The sequence below is a fragment of the Streptomyces sp. NPDC045778 genome (assembly GCF_056431945.1).
Genome location: NZ_JBWKJZ010000018.1, coordinates 26,881 through 44,525, shown reverse-complemented (window position 1 = coordinate 44,525; position 17,645 = coordinate 26,881). Strand labels below are relative to the sequence as shown.

General features: G+C 73.4%; 18 protein-coding genes. 2 read left to right on the top strand and 16 right to left on the bottom strand.

Going from position 1 to position 17,645, the window contains the following annotated elements; all coding sequences use genetic code 11:
* Positions 1-31: 31 nt before the first annotated feature.
* The 11 genes from AC07GB_RS23040 to AC07GB_RS22990 form a co-directional block, all read right to left on the bottom strand.
* On the bottom strand, positions 32-811 hold the full coding sequence (locus AC07GB_RS23040; protein ID WP_478848288.1) for an HAD-IIA family hydrolase: 780 nt from the start codon (positions 809-811) through the stop codon (positions 32-34).
* A gap of 84 nt (positions 812-895) precedes the next feature.
* Positions 896-2,392 carry an alkaline phosphatase family protein gene (locus AC07GB_RS23035; RefSeq protein ID WP_478848287.1) on the bottom strand — a complete coding sequence of 499 codons (1,497 nt, stop codon included), beginning with the start codon at positions 2,390-2,392 and terminating at the stop codon, positions 896-898.
* Between the two features lie 90 nt (positions 2,393-2,482).
* Complete coding sequence (locus AC07GB_RS23030) at positions 2,483-3,553, bottom strand: 2-aminoethylphosphonate ABC transporter substrate-binding protein (RefSeq protein ID WP_478848285.1); 1,071 nt, start codon at positions 3,551-3,553, stop codon at positions 2,483-2,485.
* A 50-nt stretch (positions 3,554-3,603) separates the two neighbouring features.
* Positions 3,604-4,422, bottom strand: coding sequence for an ABC transporter permease (locus tag AC07GB_RS23025; protein WP_478848283.1), 819 nt, complete (start codon positions 4,420-4,422; stop codon positions 3,604-3,606).
* Positions 4,409-5,332, bottom strand: a complete 924-nt coding sequence (locus tag AC07GB_RS23020; protein WP_478848281.1) for a 2-aminoethylphosphonate ABC transporter permease subunit — start codon at positions 5,330-5,332, stop codon at positions 4,409-4,411. Before AC07GB_RS23020 ends, AC07GB_RS23025 begins: the two co-directional genes overlap by 14 nt.
* The gene (locus AC07GB_RS23015; RefSeq protein ID WP_478848279.1) at positions 5,325-6,380 is read right to left on the bottom strand and encodes an ABC transporter ATP-binding protein; all 1,056 of its coding nucleotides are present in this window, start codon (positions 6,378-6,380) and stop codon (positions 5,325-5,327) included. The genes AC07GB_RS23020 and AC07GB_RS23015 overlap by 8 nt, the downstream gene beginning before the upstream one ends.
* Positions 6,377-7,069: a phosphonatase-like hydrolase gene (locus AC07GB_RS23010; RefSeq protein ID WP_478848277.1), complete on the bottom strand. Its 693-nt coding sequence runs from the start codon at positions 7,067-7,069 to the stop codon at positions 6,377-6,379. The genes AC07GB_RS23015 and AC07GB_RS23010 overlap by 4 nt, the downstream gene beginning before the upstream one ends.
* 5 nt (positions 7,070-7,074) lie before the next feature.
* A complete protein-coding gene (locus AC07GB_RS23005) occupies positions 7,075-8,196 on the bottom strand; it encodes a TIGR03364 family FAD-dependent oxidoreductase (RefSeq protein ID WP_478848275.1) in 1,122 nt (373 codons plus the stop codon).
* Positions 8,197-8,357: 161 nt separating this feature from the next.
* Positions 8,358-9,131 (bottom strand): GntR family transcriptional regulator, encoded by a 774-nt coding sequence (locus tag AC07GB_RS23000; RefSeq protein ID WP_478848273.1) that lies wholly within the window; start codon positions 9,129-9,131, stop codon positions 8,358-8,360.
* A 277-nt stretch (positions 9,132-9,408) separates the two neighbouring features.
* Entirely contained in the window at positions 9,409-10,113 is a 705-nt protein-coding gene (locus AC07GB_RS22995; RefSeq protein WP_478848271.1) for a hypothetical protein, read from the bottom strand.
* A 188-nt stretch (positions 10,114-10,301) separates the two neighbouring features.
* Positions 10,302-11,432, bottom strand: coding sequence for an ROK family protein (locus AC07GB_RS22990; protein ID WP_478848269.1), 1,131 nt, complete (start codon positions 11,430-11,432; stop codon positions 10,302-10,304).
* 56 nt (positions 11,433-11,488) lie between these two features.
* On the opposite strand from AC07GB_RS22990, the gene AC07GB_RS22985 reads away from it, so the two are divergent.
* Positions 11,489-12,574 carry a Gfo/Idh/MocA family oxidoreductase gene (locus AC07GB_RS22985; RefSeq protein ID WP_478848267.1) on the top strand — a complete coding sequence of 362 codons (1,086 nt, stop codon included), beginning with the start codon at positions 11,489-11,491 and terminating at the stop codon, positions 12,572-12,574.
* Positions 12,571-13,056: a heme-degrading domain-containing protein gene (locus AC07GB_RS22980; protein ID WP_478848266.1), complete on the top strand. Its 486-nt coding sequence runs from the start codon at positions 12,571-12,573 to the stop codon at positions 13,054-13,056. The genes AC07GB_RS22985 and AC07GB_RS22980 overlap by 4 nt, the downstream gene beginning before the upstream one ends.
* An 18-nt stretch (positions 13,057-13,074) precedes the next feature.
* Here AC07GB_RS22980 and AC07GB_RS22975 read toward each other — a convergent pair whose 3' ends face one another.
* The 5 genes from AC07GB_RS22975 to AC07GB_RS22955 all read right to left on the bottom strand — a co-directional run bounded on the left by AC07GB_RS22975 (position 13,075) and on the right by AC07GB_RS22955 (position 17,507).
* The gene (locus AC07GB_RS22975) at positions 13,075-14,634 is read right to left on the bottom strand and encodes a choice-of-anchor A family protein (RefSeq protein ID WP_478848264.1); all 1,560 of its coding nucleotides are present in this window, start codon (positions 14,632-14,634) and stop codon (positions 13,075-13,077) included.
* Between the two features lie 142 nt (positions 14,635-14,776).
* Positions 14,777-15,634, bottom strand: a complete 858-nt coding sequence (locus AC07GB_RS22970; RefSeq protein WP_478848262.1) for a fumarylacetoacetate hydrolase family protein — start codon at positions 15,632-15,634, stop codon at positions 14,777-14,779.
* Positions 15,635-15,752: 118 nt separating this feature from the next.
* Complete coding sequence (locus AC07GB_RS22965) at positions 15,753-16,517, bottom strand: YidC/Oxa1 family membrane protein insertase (RefSeq protein WP_478848260.1); 765 nt, start codon at positions 16,515-16,517, stop codon at positions 15,753-15,755.
* A gap of 91 nt (positions 16,518-16,608) precedes the next feature.
* Positions 16,609-16,932: a DUF6412 domain-containing protein gene (locus tag AC07GB_RS22960; protein WP_234334458.1), complete on the bottom strand. Its 324-nt coding sequence runs from the start codon at positions 16,930-16,932 to the stop codon at positions 16,609-16,611.
* A 44-nt stretch (positions 16,933-16,976) separates the two neighbouring features.
* Complete coding sequence (locus AC07GB_RS22955) at positions 16,977-17,507, bottom strand: winged helix-turn-helix transcriptional regulator (protein ID WP_478848258.1); 531 nt, start codon at positions 17,505-17,507, stop codon at positions 16,977-16,979.
* Between the last annotated feature and the right edge of the window lie 138 nt (positions 17,508-17,645).

Here is a 17,645-nt window from a genome sequence, read left to right as displayed (position 1 = left end):
ACACCCGTCCGTGCCCCGGCGCCGCCGTGCCTCACACCCGGTCCACGAGGTCGGCGATCGAGTCCACGACCGTGGAGGGCCGGAACGGGTACCGGTCGATGTCGGCCCGGGTGGTGAGCCCCGTGAGCACCAGGAACGTCTCCATCCCCGCCTCCAGGCCGGCGAGGACGTCCGTGTCCATGCGGTCGCCGATCATCGCGCTCGTCTCCGAGTGCGCCCCGATGGCGTTCAGGCCCGTGCGCATCATCAGGGGGTTGGGCTTCCCCGCGAAGTACGGCTTCTTGCCGGTCGCCTTGGTGATCAGGGCGGCGACGGCGCCGGTGGCGGGCAGCGGGCCCTCCGTGGAGGGCCCGGTCTCGTCCGGGTTCGTGCAGATGAAACGCGCGCCGTCGTTGATGAGCCGCACGGCCTTGGTCATGGCCTCGAAGGAATACGTGCGGGTCTCGCCGAGCACCACGTAGTCCGGGGCGTGGTCGGTCAGGACGTACCCGATGTCGTGCAGGGCCGTCGTCAGGCCCGCCTCGCCGATCACGTACGCCGTGCCGCCGGGCCGCTGGTCGTCGAGGAACTTCGCGGTGGCGAGGGCCGAGGTCCAGATGTTCTCGACGGGCACTTCGAGGCCCATGCGGGTCAGCCGGGCCTGGAGGTCGCGGGCGGTGTAGATGGAGTTGTTGGTGAGCACGAGGAAGGGCTTGCCGGACTCGCGGAGCTTCTTGATGAAGGAGTCGGCCCCGGGGATCGGCACGCCCTCGTGGATGAGTACCCCGTCCATGTCGGTGAGCCACGATTCGATGGGCTTGCGCTCTGCCATGGGGTGCACTCCTGCGGGTCTGCGTGAAACCAAGGTGGCGGGTGGGGCGCCGGGACGACGCTGTGCCGACGCCCCCCAGCCTAATCAGGAAGGTTTGATCCCGACCCCGTCGATCACCCAGTACCAGTTGTTGCCTCCGGTGCAGCGGAAGCGGACCTGCGCGGTCCGGGCCCCGGCCGGGACCCGGAGCCGGACGGTCTCGACGACGGACGGGGTGTCGGCGTCGTACGTCTTCACGACGACGGGGGCGCCGCCGTCGTACGAGACGAGCACCTGGCCCCGCTGCGGGTCCTCATGGCGGTAGTACGTCGTGTACGTGAGGGTCGCCGGGGCGCCGCCGGTGACCTCGTACGCGGGGCTGATCAGGGTGGAGTCGAAGGTGCCGGTGACGGGCTTGTCGGACCACTCGTCGCCGTCGGCGACGGCGAAGACGTTCCGGGCCCTGAGGTTGAGTTCGCGGTGCTGGTCGCGCTCGGTCCGCGTCCAGAACTCGTCCGTGGTGAAGGACCAGCCGCGCCACTCGGTGACGCCTCCGCCGCCCATCCGCGTGTTGTCGACGCTCCAGCCGTCCGGCGGGGTGTGGGTGAAGCCGGTGACGCCGGAGCCGATGCCGGTCTCGTCCACGGGCGGCTTCAGGCGGTCCCGCAGCGTGTCGAAGGCGTCGGGGCGCGGCTGCTGCACGGGCCGGCCGTCGAGGCCCCAGGCCGGGTCGACGGGGACGCCGAGGTGGGCGAGGGCGCTGACGGCGACGTCAGGCATGCGCACGTCGTACCGTACGGAACCGGCGGTGAGCCCGCCTCCGACGGCGATGAGGAAGGTCTGCCGCTCGGCCCAGCTGGAGCCGCCGTGGCCCCCGGCGTCCGTGTGGCCGTGGTCGGCGATGACCATGACCAGCCAGTCCTCCTCCCCGTACGCGGGGCGGGCGGCCACGGCGTCGAGGATGCGGCCGACCTGGGTGTCGGCGCCGTGGATCGCGTCGAGGTAGGCACGGCCGGCGGCGCCGCTGGCGTGTCCGGCGTGGTCGATGTTGTCGAGCTGGACGAAGACGGCGTCGGGGTCCTTGTCCGCGAGGGCGGCGACGGCGCGCTTCGTGGTGCCCTCGTCGTACTCGTCGGACGGCGTGGAAACGCGGGTGTCGACCTTCGGCGAGAAGACCGTGTCGGTGAGGGGCGCCCAGGAGGACACGGCGTAGGTGCGCAGGGCGGGCTTCGCGGCTTCGGCGCGCGTCATGAAGTCGGGGTAGCGGGCGAGGTCGTGGCCGGTGAAGTCGTTGTTCACGACCTTGTGCTTGTCGGGCCAGACGCCGGTGAGGAGCGTGGACCAGCCGGGGCCCGACATGGTGGGCGCGAGCGGGTTGGCGTAGATGCTGCTCGGGGCGGTGAGGCCGCGGGCCATCAGGGACTTCAGGCGGGGCGCGTCGGCGTCCTTGACGCGGCCCAGGAGCGTGCCGTCGAGGCCGATGACGAGGACCTTGGGGGTGCGGGCGGCGGCCGCGCGGGCGAGGCCCGACAGGGGCCCCGCGGCGGTGGCGAGGGCGGCGGCGGAGACGAGGAGCGAGCGGCGGCGGATGCCGTGGGACACGATTCCTCCAGGGGGGAGCGGGCAGGCCGGGGCACACCAACGCCCCTGGTGGCACAGGGGCGCTGGTGGATGAGGTGACGTGGGTGGGGGTCAGCTGCCGGTGGCGGACTTCCAGTCCTCGACGTACGAGGTGAGGTTCTCCGAGATGTCTGCCCAGTCCGGCTCGAAGACCTCGACGCCGTCCAGGAGTTTGTCCAGGGCGATGGCGTTGGCGTCGGTGGCCTTGACGTCCTTGCGGGCCGCGAAGCCGCCGCCGATCTCGCTGACCTGGCGCTGGGCGGTCCGGCTGAGGAGGTAGTCGAGGAGCTTCTTGGCGTTGGCGCTGTGCGGGGCCTTGTTGACCAGGCCCGCGGCGTAGGGCAGCGCGAAGGTGGTGGGCTTGCCGCCTTCCTTGGCCGGGAACCAGATGCCGAGGTTGGGCATGTCCTTGGACTGGGCGTAGTTCATCTGGACGTCGCCGTTGGCGACGAGCAGCTCGCCCTTGTCGACCTTGGGCGCGAGCTTGCCGGTGGAGGCGGACGGGCCGACGTTGTTGGACTGGAGCCTGCCCAGGTACTTCATGGCGGGCTCCTTGCCGCCGAAGTCGTGCATGGCCTTGATGAGCACGGCGGTGCCGTCGCCCGCGACGCCCGGCGTGGAGTACTGGATCTTGTTCTTGTACGGGCCGCCGGTCAGCTCGTCCCAGGTCCTCGGGGCCTTGGAGCCCTTCAGCTCCTTCTTGTTGTAGATGAAGCCGAAGTAGTTGTTGACGACGGCCGTCCACTTGCCGTCGGGCGCCTTGTTCGCGCCGTCGACCTGCGCGGAGCCCTCGGGTTCGTACGCCGTCAACAGGCCCTTCTCGTCGGCCTGCTGGATGAACGGCGGCAGCGTGATCAGGACGTCGGCCTGGGTGTTGGACTTCTCGCGGACGGCGCGCTGCACCATCTCGCCGGAGCCGCCCTCGACGTACTTGACCTCGATGCCGGTCTTGTCCTCGAAGTCCTTGAAGACCCGGTCGTACCAGCCGTCGCCGTTCTCGCCCTTGAGGCCGTCGGCGCTGTAGACGGTGACGACCTTGGCGTCGGACGCGGCGGAGTCGCCGCCGCAGGCGGTCAGGGTGGTGGCGAGCAGGGCGCAGCCGCCGAGGGCGGCGAGCGCGCGGACGGGGGTGACGGTACGCATGACGTGTCGTACTCCTTGAAGAGACGGGCTCGGACGGGGTGCGGGGCGGGTCAGCGGTAGGAGGCGCGGGTGCGGACGCGGGAGACCGCGAAGAGGACGAGCAGGGTGGCGCCCATGAGGACCACGGCGAGGGCCGCGCCGGTGAAGGCGGCGCCCCGGTCGGTGGCCGCGTAGACGCGCACGGGCAGCGGCGTCCAGTCCGGCGGGTAGAGCATCATCGTGGCGCTCAGCTCGCCCATGGACAGGGCGAAGCACAGGCCGGCGGCCGCCGTCAGGGACGGCAGCAGGAGCGGCAGCTTCACCCGCCACAGGACGTATCCGGGCCGGGCGCCCAGGGACGCGGCGGCCTGCTCGTACGCCGGGTCGAGACGCCGCAGGGCCGCCGAGACGGACTGGTAGGCGAACGCGGTGACGAGGAGGGCGTGCGCGAGGACGACGATCGTGGACGTGCCGTTGAGGATCACCGGCGGCTTGCTGAAGGCGACGAGGAGCGCGAGCCCGACGACCACCGAGGGCACGGCGACAGGCAGCATGAACAGCGTGTCGAGCCCCCGGCCCCACAGCCGCGCGCCCACGCCGCCGCGCCGCTTGAGCGCGGCGGCCGCCAGGGCAGCCCACGTGCCCACGGCGAGCGCGAGCGCGCTCGCGGCGAGCGCGGTGAGCAGACTGGTGGTGAGGGCCTGGAGGGACTCACCCCTGCTCGCCGCCGCGTAGTGCTCGGTGGTGAACGCGGAGGGGAACGCCCCCGACCAGTGGCCCGCGAACGAGGCCGTGACGATGACGGCGAGCGGCAGCGCGAACACCGGCAGGAAGAGGACGGCGAACACCGCCCACAGCCCCCACTTGCCCTTGCGGCTATGCACCAGCACGACGGCTCACCACCCGGTACAGGCCGTAGAGGCCCACGGAGATCGCGATGTTGACGACGGCGACGACGCAGGCGGCCGGGTAGTCGGACTCCAGCATCGCCTTGCCGTAGATGAGGGTCGGCAAGGTCGTGACGCCCTTCGCCCCGGTGAACAGGACGATCCCGAACTCGTTCAGGCACATCACCAGGACGAGGCTGCCGCCCGCCGCGAGCGCGGGCAGCGCCTCCGGCAGGATCACCTTCCGCACGATCCGCAGGGGCCGCGCGCCGAGGCTTGAGGCCACCTCCAGCTGCGCGGTCTCCAGCTGTGAGAAGGCGGCGAGCAGCGGCCGCATCACGAACGGCGTGAAGTACGTGATCTCGGCGAGCAGCACGACCCACGGCGTGGTCAGGAACTGGAAGGGCCCGTCGCCGCCGCTGCCGGTCGCGTCCGTCCACAGCCCGTTGGCCATGCCCTTGGTGCCGTAGATGAAGAGCAGCGCGAGGGTGATGAGGAACGACGGGAACGACAGGAAGACGTCGATGAACTTGGCGACGGCCTTCCCGCCGGGGAACGGCACGAAGGCGATGACCAGCGCGAGCACGAACCCGAGCACCAGACACCCGACGGTCGCCCCCACGGCCAGCCACACGGTGGTCCCGAGCGCGTCCCGGAACGACTCCGACGCGAACACGTCGGAATACGGCTCCAGTGAGGTCCCCCCACTGTCGGGCCGCACGGACTGCTGCACGACGAGCCCGAGGGGATAGAGAAAGACGGCCCCAAGCAGAGCGAGGGGCGGCAACGCCCAGATGAACGGCGGCACATGACGTCGTTTGCGCTGTGGGCAATCGTCCCGCAGGGCGGGACGGGTGGGCACAGCCCGAGGTGCCGCCCCGCTTTTCACCAGGCCTGGCGTGAGGTCACCCATCCCGGCTCACCCCTGCGGAAAGCAGCACCGCGTCCTCGGGCGCGAAGTGCAGCGTGACCTGTTCCCCCAGCCCAGGGGGCACCCGCAGCTCGCGCACGTCGGCCTTCACCGCGTGCCCGCCCACGTCGACGTACAGCCGATGCGTGGCCCCACGCCACTGCACCTCCGTGACGCTCCCGGTCAGCGCGTTGGGCCCGGGCCCGAGCCCCAGCAGGTGCGGCCGCACGCACAGCGTGGCCGTGACCCCGGCCGCGACCCCGTCGGTGGCGACCTCCACCTCGGTCGCGCCGAGCGACACCGCGCCCTCGCCCACGGACACCGGCAGGAGGTTCGCGTTGCCCACGAAGGAGGCCGTGAACTCCGTGCGCGGGCGCCGGTACAGCTCCTGCGGGGTGCCCACGTCCCGCAGCCTGGCCCGGTCCATGACGGCGATCCGGTCGGCGAGGGTGAGGGCCTCGACCTGGTCGTGGGTGACGTACAGGATGGAGACGTCCGGCAACTCGCGGTGCAGCCGGGCGAGTTCGGCGAGCATGCCGGAGCGCAGCTGCGCGTCCAGCGCGGACAGCGGCTCGTCGAGGAGGAGCACGCCGGGCCGGATGGCGAGGGCGCGGGCGATGGCGACGCGCTGCTGCTGCCCGCCGGACAGCTCGCGCGGGTACCGCTTGGCGTACGCGGCCATCCCGACCATCTCCAGGGCGTCGGCGACGCGCGCCGGGACCTCCGCCTTGCGGGTCTTCCGCGCCCGGAGGCCGAACGCCACGTTCTCGTCGACCCGCATGTGCGGGAACAGCGCGTACTGCTGGACGACCATGCCGATGCCGCGCCGGTGCGGCGGGAGCCGGGTCACGTCGTGGTCGCCGATGAACACCCGCCCGGCGGCGGGCGTCACGAATCCGGCGACGGCCCGCAGGGCGGTGGTCTTGCCGGAGCCGGAGGGCCCCAGCAGCGCCATGACCTCGCCGGGCTCGACGGTCAGGTCGAGCGCGTCGAGGACGACGTTGCCGCCGTACGCGACCGTCACCGAATCGAACCGTATGCCGCTGCTCATGACCCGAAGCCCCGGATCAGGGCGGGCAGTTCCGCCACCGACGGCAGCACGTGCGTGGCTCCGGCGTCCCGCAGGGCCGGCTCGTCGTGGGCCCCGGTGAGCACGCCCGCGACGACCCCGGCCCCGGCGCGTACCCCGCTGCGCATGTCGTACGCCGTGTCCCCGGCGACGGCCACCTCGCGCACCGATTCGGCGGCGCCGGTACGCAGGAACGCGGCGAGCACCATGTCCGGGTAGGGGCGCCCGCGCCCGCCCGCGTCGGCGGGGCACAGGGTGAGGTCCACCAGGTCCCGCCAGCCGAGGGCGGCCAGGATCGCGTCCTGGGTGACGCGGGCGAAGCCCGTGGTCAGGACCACGGTGAGGCCGTCGGCCTTGAGTGCCTCGACGGCTTCGCGGGCCCCGTCGACGGGTGCGACGTGACCGCCCTCGACCAGCTCCCCGTACGCCTTCTCGAAGGCCGCGTTGGCGCGCCGGGCCAGGTCCTCGGCGCCGAACAGGTGCCGGAACACGGAGATCTTGGACTCGCCCATGGTGGCGCGGACGTAGTCGAGCTTCGCCGCGTGGTCGGCGGAGCCCGGCTCGACGCCAAGGTCTCCGGCGGCCGCGGCGAAGGCCCGCTCGACGAGGCCGCCGTCGGCGACCGTGGTCCCGGCCATGTCGAGTACGGCCAGCTTGATGTGCGCGTTCAACTCTCTCACCATCCCAGTTCGTCGGCGGTCCGCTCGGCGATCGCGGGCGAGCAGGTCATGCCGCGCCCGCCGGGCCCGGTGACCAGCCACACCCCGTCGCGCACCTGCTCGCGGTGCACGACCCTGCTGGTGTCGACGCACTGCGCGTACACCCCCGCCCAGCGCCGCCGGACCTTGGGCAGCGGGCGGCCCAGGAAGCCCTCGACGACCTCGGTGAGGTGGTCGTACGGGTCCTCGACGGTGTCGAAGGCGAAGGGGTGCTCGTACTCGTGGGTGTCGCCGATGGTCAGGCCGCCGTCCGCGCGCTGCACCATGAGGAGCTGCATCTTGTGCGCGGCGGCCGTGGGGGGCTGCGCCTGCCCCGCGTTGAGGGCGTCCAGCTCCGGCGACCGGTAGGCCGGGTAGTAGCGGAAGCTGTCGGCGTCGGCGACGGACGTGGTGAGCGGCTCGCCCAGCGGGTCGGTCTGCATCATCTGGAGCCGCACCCGGCGCACCGGCAGCTCCGGCGCCAGCTCGCGGACGAGACCGCCGAGCCAGGCGCCGGTGCACAGCACGACGGCGTCGCCGGTGTGCACGTCGCCGTGGTCGTCGCGCACGGAGGCGGGGCCGGTCACGTCACGGACCTCGCGGCCGGGCAGGAAGGTGTAGCGCGGGGACTTCAGGAGTTCCTCGCGCAGGCGCAGCTGCGCGGTGCGCGGCTCGACGGCGGCGTCCCGCTCGCACCACAGGGCGGCGGTGAAGTCGCCGCGAAGCGCCGGGTTGAGCGCGCGGGCCTCCTCGGCGGCGAGCAGCTTGTAGCCGCGCGCGGCGGCGTCGGGGCGGGCGAGCGCGGCCTCGGCGACGGCGCGCTCCCGCTCGGTGCGCACGAGGGTCAGCGAGCCGTTGGCCCGGAAGCCGAGGCCCGGGACGCGGGCGCCGATCCCCTCCCACAGCTCGCGGGCGCGCAGGGCCGTCTCCAGCTCGTCGCCGCCCGCGCGGCCGCTCACCCATATCTGCCCGAAGTTGCGCAGGGACGCGCCCCGGGCCTCGCTCTCGCGCTCGATCTGTACGACCTCGTGGCCGCGCTCCACTGCGTGCCAGGCGTGCATGGTGCCCACCACGCCTGCTCCTACGACGATGACTCTCACGGCGGAAACGCTCCTTTCGGCGGGTGACCCGGCGGGGGCCGGACAGCAACCAAAGGGTGAACTGCCGCGCAAGTTTGGACTAGACCCGTTATCTTTCCGTTATCACCCGGCTCCAACTGGCGCCCTTTAAGGGATAGTTGGGCCGGAATTGCGCCGACGGCTCAGCCGAGGTGCGTCGTGAACGAGAAGCGGTCGCCCCGGTAGAGGGTCCGCACCCGCTCCAGGGGGCCGCCCTCCGTGTCCCGCGACACCCGGTGCAGCAGCAGCATCGGCAGCGCGGGCGGCGTCCCGATGAGCAGCGCCTCGCGCGGCGTCGCGAGCACCGTCTCGATCCGCTCGTCGGCGTCGCCGAACGCGATGCCCAACTCGTCGCGCAGGTACGCGTAGAAGGACGAGTCGGGGTCGAAGTCCGCGTCGAGGCGCGGCACGCGCGCCACCGCGACGTACGTGCTCTCCAGGCCGACCCGCTCGTCGTCGGCGAGCAGCACGCGCTCCATGTGCCAGACGGGCTCGCCCCGCTCGGCCCCGATGTCGGCGGCGAGGGCGGCCGGGCAGGCGAAGCGGTCGAGGGAGATGAGGGTGCGGCCCGGGGTGCGGCCCTGTCTGCGCACGCCCTCGGTGTAGCTGGCGAGGGACAGCGGCTGCTCCAGCTTGGGCCCGGCGACGACCGTGCCGCGCCCCTGCCTGCGCAGCCTGCCCTCGAGCAACAGCTCGCGCAGCGCCTGCCGCACGGTCTCGCGCGCCACCTCGTACCGCTCGGCGAGGTCCCGCTCGGTGGGCAGCGCCCGGCCCACCCCCAACTCCTCGATCAGCTCCGCGATGCGGGCCTTGACCGCGTAGTACTTGGGGATGCGGCCGTGCTCGGGGATGCCGGAGCGAACCGGCCCGCCGGGGAGGTGGGTGGGCAGGGCGGTGAGGTTTTCCTGGTGGTCCACGGGGGGATCGTCGCACGTGGCCGTGCGGCCGGGCTGGACGGCTGGGGCCGGGTGGCCCCGGGCCCCGTGCTGGGGCCGGCCCCCGGGCCCCACGGGCTCCGCCGGGGTTGCCACGGTAGGTCGTTGGTCGTCCGCCGGGCCGTCGTGGCTGGACGCGCAGTTCCCCGCGCCCCTTCGGGGCGCTGCCACGATGGGCTGTCGGCCGTCTGCGGGAGCGTCCTGGCTGGGCGCGCAGTTCCCCGCGCCCCTTCGGGGCGCTCCCCCAAGCGCTGGCCGTTCAGCGGGTCCTGGTCGGCAGGCGGCGGGCGGCTGCCATCAACGTCGTGCCGGTGAGGAGGAGGGCGGCGGCCGTGGCGCTCAGGGTGAGGAGGGTGCTCGGGCCGGTCCTCGCCAGTTCGGCGGGGGACTGCCAGGTGCCGCCGTCGCCGACGACCTCGAACGGGTACTCGTCGGACTCCCCGACCCAGTCGCCGTCCTCGCCCCTGCGCTGTACGACGGCGGCACTCGCCACCACGCGGTCGGACCCGGCCCCTGAGGTGAACGCGAGCCGCACGGGGACGTTCACCGGCCGACCGGGCCGGGCGGTGAACCCGCCCGCCCCGTCGTCGAGGACCCCCACGCTCTCCCCCCGCCCGGTCCCCTCGAACGCCACCGCCCGCCAGCGGCCCCCCGCCCGGAACTCGAGGCGTGCCTGGCCGGGCCGCAGCTTCCCCTTCCGGTCGACGAGGACGACGACGGGGTGGAGGTGCGGGCAGGTGTCGCCGGTGGTGTTCACGAGCCTGAGGGACCAGGTCCCGTAGCCGCCGCCCGCGTAGTAGACGGCCGGGCCCTTCCGGAGGCGGGCCTGGACGGGGAAGTCGGCTGCGGCGGTCGCGGAGCAGACGGCGCGCGGCCCGGGGCGCGGGGCGGCTTCGGCCACGGCGGGCATCAGGGCGGCGGCCACGGCGGTGACGCCTGCGGCCAGGCGGCAGCGGAGTCGCATGCGGGACCTCTGCTCAGCGCGGGCGGGCGGGCGCGTCGAACTCGCGCCGGGACGTGCCCTGTTGCCCCGCCGGGAGGCAACAGGCCGAGGCCGACCCTGCCACGGGCCCGCGCCCCCGCCCCACCGCCGCCACCCCGCGCGGCCGACCGGCCGCGGAATTCCCCTCGAACAGCCGATCCCGCCGCCCGTCAGCCGCTCCGCCGGGCCGGCAGTGCCACGTCCGCGCGGCCGAACAGCGGGGCGAGCACCAGCTGCGCGGCCCCCTCCGCGACGCCCCGCTCGCCGCCCGGCGCGACCGCGACGCCCACGCGGGCGTCCGCGCCATCACGCCGGGACCGCGCGGCGACCACGTCACCGACCCCTCGTACGAAAAGGTCCTCGGCCGCCGCCACGGTCCGCCCGCCGAGCAGGACGAGGTCGATGTCGAGGAGCGAGACCAGATTGCCCGCGCCGGTGCCGAGCAGCCGGGCCGCCTCGCCGAGGTCGCCGCGCGCCACGGCCGCGAGGCACAGCGCCTCCAGGCAGCCCCGGTCGCCGCACTCGCACACGGGCCCGTCGAGCAGCACCACCTGGTGCCCGAACTCGCCCGCGCCGGTGCGGGCGCCCCGGTAAAGGCCGCCCCCGAGCACGAGACCCGCGCCGAGCCCCGTCCCCAGATGCAGATACGCGAACGACTCCGCGCCCCCGGCGAGGGCGATGCCAAGGGCGGCGGCGTTCGTGTCCTTGTCCACCACCACGGGCGCCCCGAGCCGCTCCGCGAGGACCTCCCGCAAGGGGTACCCGTCCCACCCGGGGAACCCGGTGACCCGGTGCAGGACCCCTCGTACATGGTCGAGCGGCCCCGGCAGAGCCACCCCCACGCCGAGCACGGCGGACGGCGCCCCCGCGACCAGCGCCCGCACCTCCCGGGCGACCAGGTCCACCACGGCGTCGGCCCCCGCCGCGAAGTCCACCCCCACCCGCCGCTCGGCCACCACGGCCCCGGCCAGGTCCACCAGGACGGCGATCAGGGCGTCCCGCTCCAGATGCACGCCCACCGCGCCCCCGGCCTCCGGCACGAGCCGCAGGACCGTCGCCGGCTTCCCCCCGGTGGAGGCCCGGCGCCCGGCGTCGGCGACGAGGCCGTCCGCCCGCAGCCGCGCCACGATCTTGCTGACGGCCTGCGGGGTGAGGCCCGCCCGCGCCGCGAGTTCGAGGCGGCTGACGCCCTCGCCCCCCGCGTCGCGCAGCAGATCGAGCACGACCGCCGCGTTGTGCCCGCGCAGCGCCCGCAGATTCGCCCCTGTCGGACCGGTCGCCCTGGAGTTAGCCCTGTTCACCCCTCCATTGTCGCGGTCGCTTGCACTTTGGCAACAGCGTTGCCAAAGTGGAGGTCATGACTGAAGGCAAGAACGACCTCCGCGTCGGCCTCATCGGGTACGGCCTCGCGGGCTCCGTCTTCCACGCCCCGCTGATCACCGCCACCGACGGCCTCGCGCTCGACACGGTCGTCACGTCGAACCCCGAGCGGCAGGCCGAGGCGACCACGGCGTACGGCAGCCGGACGGCCGCGTCCGCGGACGAGCTTCTGGACCGCGCCGACGAGCTGGACCTCGTCGTGATCGCGTCGCCGAACAAGACGCACGTACCGCTCGCGACCGCGGCGCTCAAGGCGGGTCTGCCGGTCGTCGTGGACAAGCCGCTCGCGGGCACCGCCGCCGACGCCCGGGACCTCGCGGCCCTCGCCGACGAGCGCGGCCTGCTCCTGTCCGTCTTCCAGAACCGCCGCTGGGACAACGACTTCCGTACGCTCCGCAAGCTGCTCGCGGCCGGTGAGCTGGGCGACGTGTGGCGCTTCGAGTCCCGCTTCGAGCGCTGGCGCCCGCAGCCCAAGGGCGGCTGGCGCGAGTCCGGCGACCCCGAGGAGATCGGCGGGCTCCTGTACGACCTGGGGAGCCACGTCGTCGACCAGGCCCTGGTGCTCTTCGGGCCCGCGGCGCGCGTGTACGCGGAGGCGGACGTCCGCCGCCCGGGCGCCCTGGCCGACGACGACACCTTCATCGCGATCACGCACGCCGGCGGCGTCCGCTCGCATCTGTACGTGAGCGCGACCGCCGCCCAGCTCGGCCCGCGCTTCCGCGTCCTCGGCTCGGCCGCGGGCTATGTGAAGTACGGCCTCGACCCCCAGGAAGCCGCCCTGCGCGAGGGCAGGCGCCCCGGCGGCGAGGAGGCCGAGGGCCCGTGGGGCGCGGAGCCCGAGTGCATGTGGGGCCGGGTCGGCTCCGGCGAGTCCCCGCTGACCGGCGGCGGGCGCCCCGAGCCCACGCTGCCCGGCGACTACCCGGCGTACTACGCGGCGGTGGCCGCCGCCCTGCGCGGCGAGGGCGCCAACCCGGTCACCGCGCACGAGGCGGCCGCGGCCCTGGACGTCCTGGAGGCCGCGCGCCGCTCGGCCCGCGAGGGCGTGGCGGTGACGCTGTGACGGCCCGGCCGCCCGAGCCGACGGCGCCCTCCGTCGAGGAGATCGAGGAGCAGGAGCGCCGCCTCGTCCTGCGCCGCTTCACGCACGAGGACGCCTGGGCGCTCGGCTGCCTCCTGGTGGAACTCGCGCGCGAGCGCAAGGCGCCCGTCGCGATCGACATCCGGCGCGGCGGCCAGCAGGTCTTCCACGCGGCGCTGCCCGGCTCCACGCCGGACAACGACGCCTGGATCGACCGCAAGCGCCGCGTCGTCGAGCGGTACGGCTGCTCGTCGTACCTGGTGGGCAGCCGGTTCCGCGCCAAGGGCACGACGTTCGAGGCCTCCTCGCGCCTCGACCCCGACCGGTACGCGGCGCACGGCGGCGCGTTCCCGATCGGGGTCGAGGGCGTGGGCGTCATCGGCACGGTGACCGTCTCGGGCCTCCCCCAGGTCGCGGATCACGCCCTGGTGGTGGAGGCCCTGGAGCGGTTCACCGCCTCCTGACGCCCCGGTGGGGGCCTGTCACTCGAAGTCCCCCGCGCGGCGGCGGCGTACCGTCACCACGACCGTGACACCGGCCGCGAGCAGCGCGGCGGCGATCCCGCCCACGAGCGCCAGCTCCCCGGACGAGGCACCGGTGTGCGCCATCTCGTCGGGGCTCTTGGTCGGCCGCGGGTGCGGATGCGTGGGCGAGTCCGTCGGGGACGGCGTCGGCGACGGGTCCGTCGGGGACGGTGACGGTGACGGATCGTCACTGTCTGACGGGGACGGTGACGGTGACGGGCCGTCACTGTCGGACGGAGAGGGCGACGGCGACGGATCATCACTGTCCGACGGAGACGGTGACGGCGACGGATCGTCACTGTCCGACGGGGACGGCGACGGCGACGGGCCGTCACTGTCCGACGGAGACGGCGACGGCGACGGGCCGTCACTGTCCGACGGAGACGGCGACGGCGACGGATCGTCACTGTCCGACGGAGACGGCGACGGCGACGGATCATCACTGTCCGACGGAGACGGCGACGGCGACGGATCATCACTGTCCGACGGAGACGGCGACGGCGACGGCGTGGTGCACGTCGGCAGGTCCCCGTTGAACGGGTAGGCGTGGAACTCCTGGCCGCCGCCCGCCCCCGAGGTGTGCGTCAGCGAACCCACCGTGAAGAAGCGCCCGTTCATGCCGGGCAGCGTCACCGACGTCGTACTCCCCGGCGATCCGACGAGCACGCTCCCCTGGAACTGGCCGCTGCCGCCGAAGGTGACGGTGGTCGCGTCCGGGAAGTTCCAGAGGAGCCGTTCGCGCAGACCGTCGGGCAGGCCGCCCATGTAGGTGCGGATGGTGCGCTCGTCACCGGTGAGGTTGACGAGGACGGTGGCGCCGGCCGGGATGCCCCGGAAGACGATGCCCTGGTCGCCGCCCGTGCGGCTGACCATGTCGAAGTCGACGTTGAAGACCTGGATCGCGGACGTGCCGTCACCGGTGAACACCGTCTCGCTGCCGTTGTTGACCGCCGTGCCGGTGGCCGTCCGCGGCGCGCCCTGGTCGTACGCGTAGCACTGGCTGGCCTCCATGAGCTGGCCCGGCAGCATCGCGTACGGGTCGGTCGCCCCGGCCACCTGGACCGCCGGCGGGGCGACCGTCCCGCTGGCCGAGCCCTCGTACACGACGCGTCCTGAGACGCTGCCCTCCTCGGCGAGCAGCCGCTGCCCGGGGGCGACCGTCAGATCGCCGCCCGTGGTGAGGAAGTCCGAGCCGTTGGGCGGCGGCACCCGCGAGCCGACGCCCGCCACGCCCACGTTGTAGATCTGCGAGGCCCCGGCCCGCTTGTTCATGTCGAAGTCGCCGAGCACGACGACCTTGCCCTCGGCCTCCGCCGCCGCCTCGCGGACGAGCATGTCCTCGCCCACGAAGACGTTGATGTTCTCGTCGCGGCCTGCCACGGGACCGTTGTTGACCTCGGGATACGTACCCGGGCAGGCGTCGCCCTTGCACGGACCGAGCCCACCGGGCAGGGGGTCGGCGACGCCCTGCCCGGCCAGGCCGCCGACGACCGTGGCCGCCGCTACCGCGACAGCCACTGCCAGATATGCTGATCTTTTTCTTCGCATACCTGGAAATATGCGTATTACTGACACCGGGTGCGGGAGACACGCTCAGCACTCCCCCCATTAGGCCGACCAGCGGCAGCCGTGACGGCCCGCGGGAGGGCCCCGCCGCGCGTCAGGCGTCCTTGAGCACCTGCCGCTGTCGCCCGAGCCCCTCGATCTCCAGCTCCACCACGTCCCCCGCCCGCAGATAGGGCTTCGGCTCCGGCCGGCCGAGGGCGACCCCGGCGGGCGTCCCCGTGTTGATCACGTCGCCCGGGTACAGCGTCATGAATTGGCTGACGTACCGCACGACCTCCGCCACCGGGAAGATCTGCCGGGCCGTCGTGCCGTCCTGCTTCAGCTCGCCGTTCACCCACAGCCTCAGGGACAGGGCCTGCGGGTCCACCACCTCGTCCGCCGTCACCAGCCAGGGCCCGAGCGGGTTGAAGGTCTCGCAGTTCTTGCCCTTGTCCCAGGTCCCGCCGCGCTCGATCTGGAACTCGCGCTCGGACACGTCGTGCGCCACCGCGTAGCCCGCGACGTGCGTGAGCGCCTCCTCGCAGGAGTCCACGTAACGGGCGGTGCGCCCGATGACGACCGCCAACTCGACCTCCCAGTCCGTCTTCACCGAGCCGCGCGGCACGAGCACCGCGTCGTCCGGACCGACCACCGTGTCCGCCGCCTTCAGGAAGACGACGGGCTCGGCGGGCGGCTCGGCGCCCGCCTCGACGGCGTGGTCGTGGTAGTTGAGGCCGATGCACACGACCTTGCCGATCCGCGCGAGCGGCGGCCCGACGCGCAGCCCGGCCGGGTCGAGCGCGGGCAGCCCGCCCGCGTCGGCGGCGGCGCGCACACGGTCGAGGGCGGTGTCGTCGGCGAGCAGCGCGCCGTCGATGTCGGTGACGACGGCGGACAGATCGCGCAGGGTGCCCCCGGCGTCGAGCAGCGCCGGGCGCTCGGCGCCCGGCGTACCGACTCGCAGCAGCTTCATGGTCCGTCTCCCTTGGTCGGGCCCGGGACGACCGATGGGGGTGCGGCGCCATCGGAGGTTCGGCCGATCCTCCAAGCTCGACGTCCGGCCCGCAAGACCCCGTTCACGTACTGGACCGTCACATGGCCGTGGCCATGGCTCCCGTCGCCCCCTGCGGCATGTTCCGGTACAGGACGGCCCGCTCCACCGCGCTCCAGGTCGTGCTGGTCACGATGTACAGCGCGGCCGCGAGCGGCACGACCGCCACGGAGAACAGCGTCATGAAGGACATCAGCGGCATGAACTTGGTCATGGCGGCCATCGCCTGCGCCCCGGGCACTTGTTCGCCGCCCTGGGCCGCGGGCAGCGGCGACCCGGCCAGCTGTCGCTTCGTACGCCGGTAGTTGAAGGTGGCGACGGCGGCCACGAGCGCGAAGAGGACCAGGTAGACGAGGCCCGCCCCGCCGAGCACGCCGCCGTCGCCGAGCGCGTCGGCCCAGTGCCCGCCGAGCGGCGCCGCGAGCAGCTTGTGGTCGAGGAGCGCGTTGGCCTCGCCGCCGATGTCCGAGCTGGAGAACAGGTGGTAGAGCAGGAAGAAGACGGGCAGCTGGAAGAGGCCCGGCAGGCAGCCGGCCAGCGGCGACACGTTCTCCTTGCGGTGCAGTTCGAGGACCGCCTTCTGGAGCTTCTCCGGGTTCTTGCCGTGCTTCTTCCGCAGCTCGGCGATCTGCGGGTTGAGCTTGGCGCGCGCCTTCTGGCCGCGCGCGGCGGCCCGGGACAGCGGGTGGATCAGGAGACGTACGCAGGCGGTGACCAGGACGATGGCCGCGGCCATGGCGGAGCCGTGGAACAGCGGATCGAGCAGGTCGGCGAGGCGCGCGACCAGGTCGGCGATGAAAGACATGGGTGAGCCCTCCGGGGGTCTCGTCGTGCCGGGGGTGAGGTGCGTCGGCATGACGACCCGCGCGGGGTCCGGGGGTGGAGCGGGGACTTCCCTACGCGGCCGTCAGGAGGGGACGGCCGGGTGCTCGCGGGCGCGTGCGTCCCCGGGCGTCGGGGTCGCGCTGCGGCAGGAAGGCGGTGCGCCGCTCGCGGTCGCGGATGGCGGTGCGCACGCGGGTGCGCGGCACGGCGGGCGCGGAACGCGCGGCGAGCAGGGAGCACAGGGCGAGGGCGGAGCCCGCGGCGGCGGTCGCGGCGAACGCGACGGCGCCCACGAGGCTGCCGGTGTCGGCGAGGACGGTCTCGACGAGCAGGACGAAGAGCAGGACGGCGGGCCGCAGGGCAGCGCCCCAGCGCTTGACCAGTTCCTTGATCAAGGCCGCCTCCTCCCGAACCCCTGTGCGCATATGTCTGCTGCTGTTTATACAGGATCCGTGACGACGGGCTGAAGCAGGCGTCGGGGGGCAAGCAACGCCCGGCTGACCGGATCCGTCGGTTCCGGATCGAGTCCGGGGCCGGGCAGCATCTCCACGTCCGCGACCGGTACGGGGCGGCCGCAGGCGGGGCACTCCCCCACCACCCCCAGCTCCGTACCGCACGCGGCGTGCCGGAAGTAGCGCAGCGGCGCGGTGTCGTCGAAGGCGTCACGGCCCCAGGCGCCGAGCGCGCGCAGCGCCGGCCACAGGGCGTGGCCGCGCTCGGTCACGACGTACTCGTGCCGCCGGGGCGCGTCCGCGCAGGGCCGCTTCTCCAGGACGCCCGCGTCGGTGAGCGTCTGGAGCCGGGCGGCGAGGACCGCGCGCGGAATGCCGAGGTGGACGAGGAAGTCGTTGTAGCGGCGGACGCCGTAGAGCGCGTCGCGCACGACGAGCAGGGTCCAGCGCTCCCCGACGACCTCCAGGGCGCGGGCGATGGAGCACTCCTGCGCCGCGTAGTCCTTGCCGAGAGCCATGGGCCCACTGTAGCCCTTTTACCACCTCAAGGTTCATTCATTGAACTTACGGCTGCTACGGTCGTCCCGCACTGCAAGTTCAATGAATGAACTTGCCCGACCTGTCGACGCGTGCGCCGCACCCCGCGCACCTCGCAC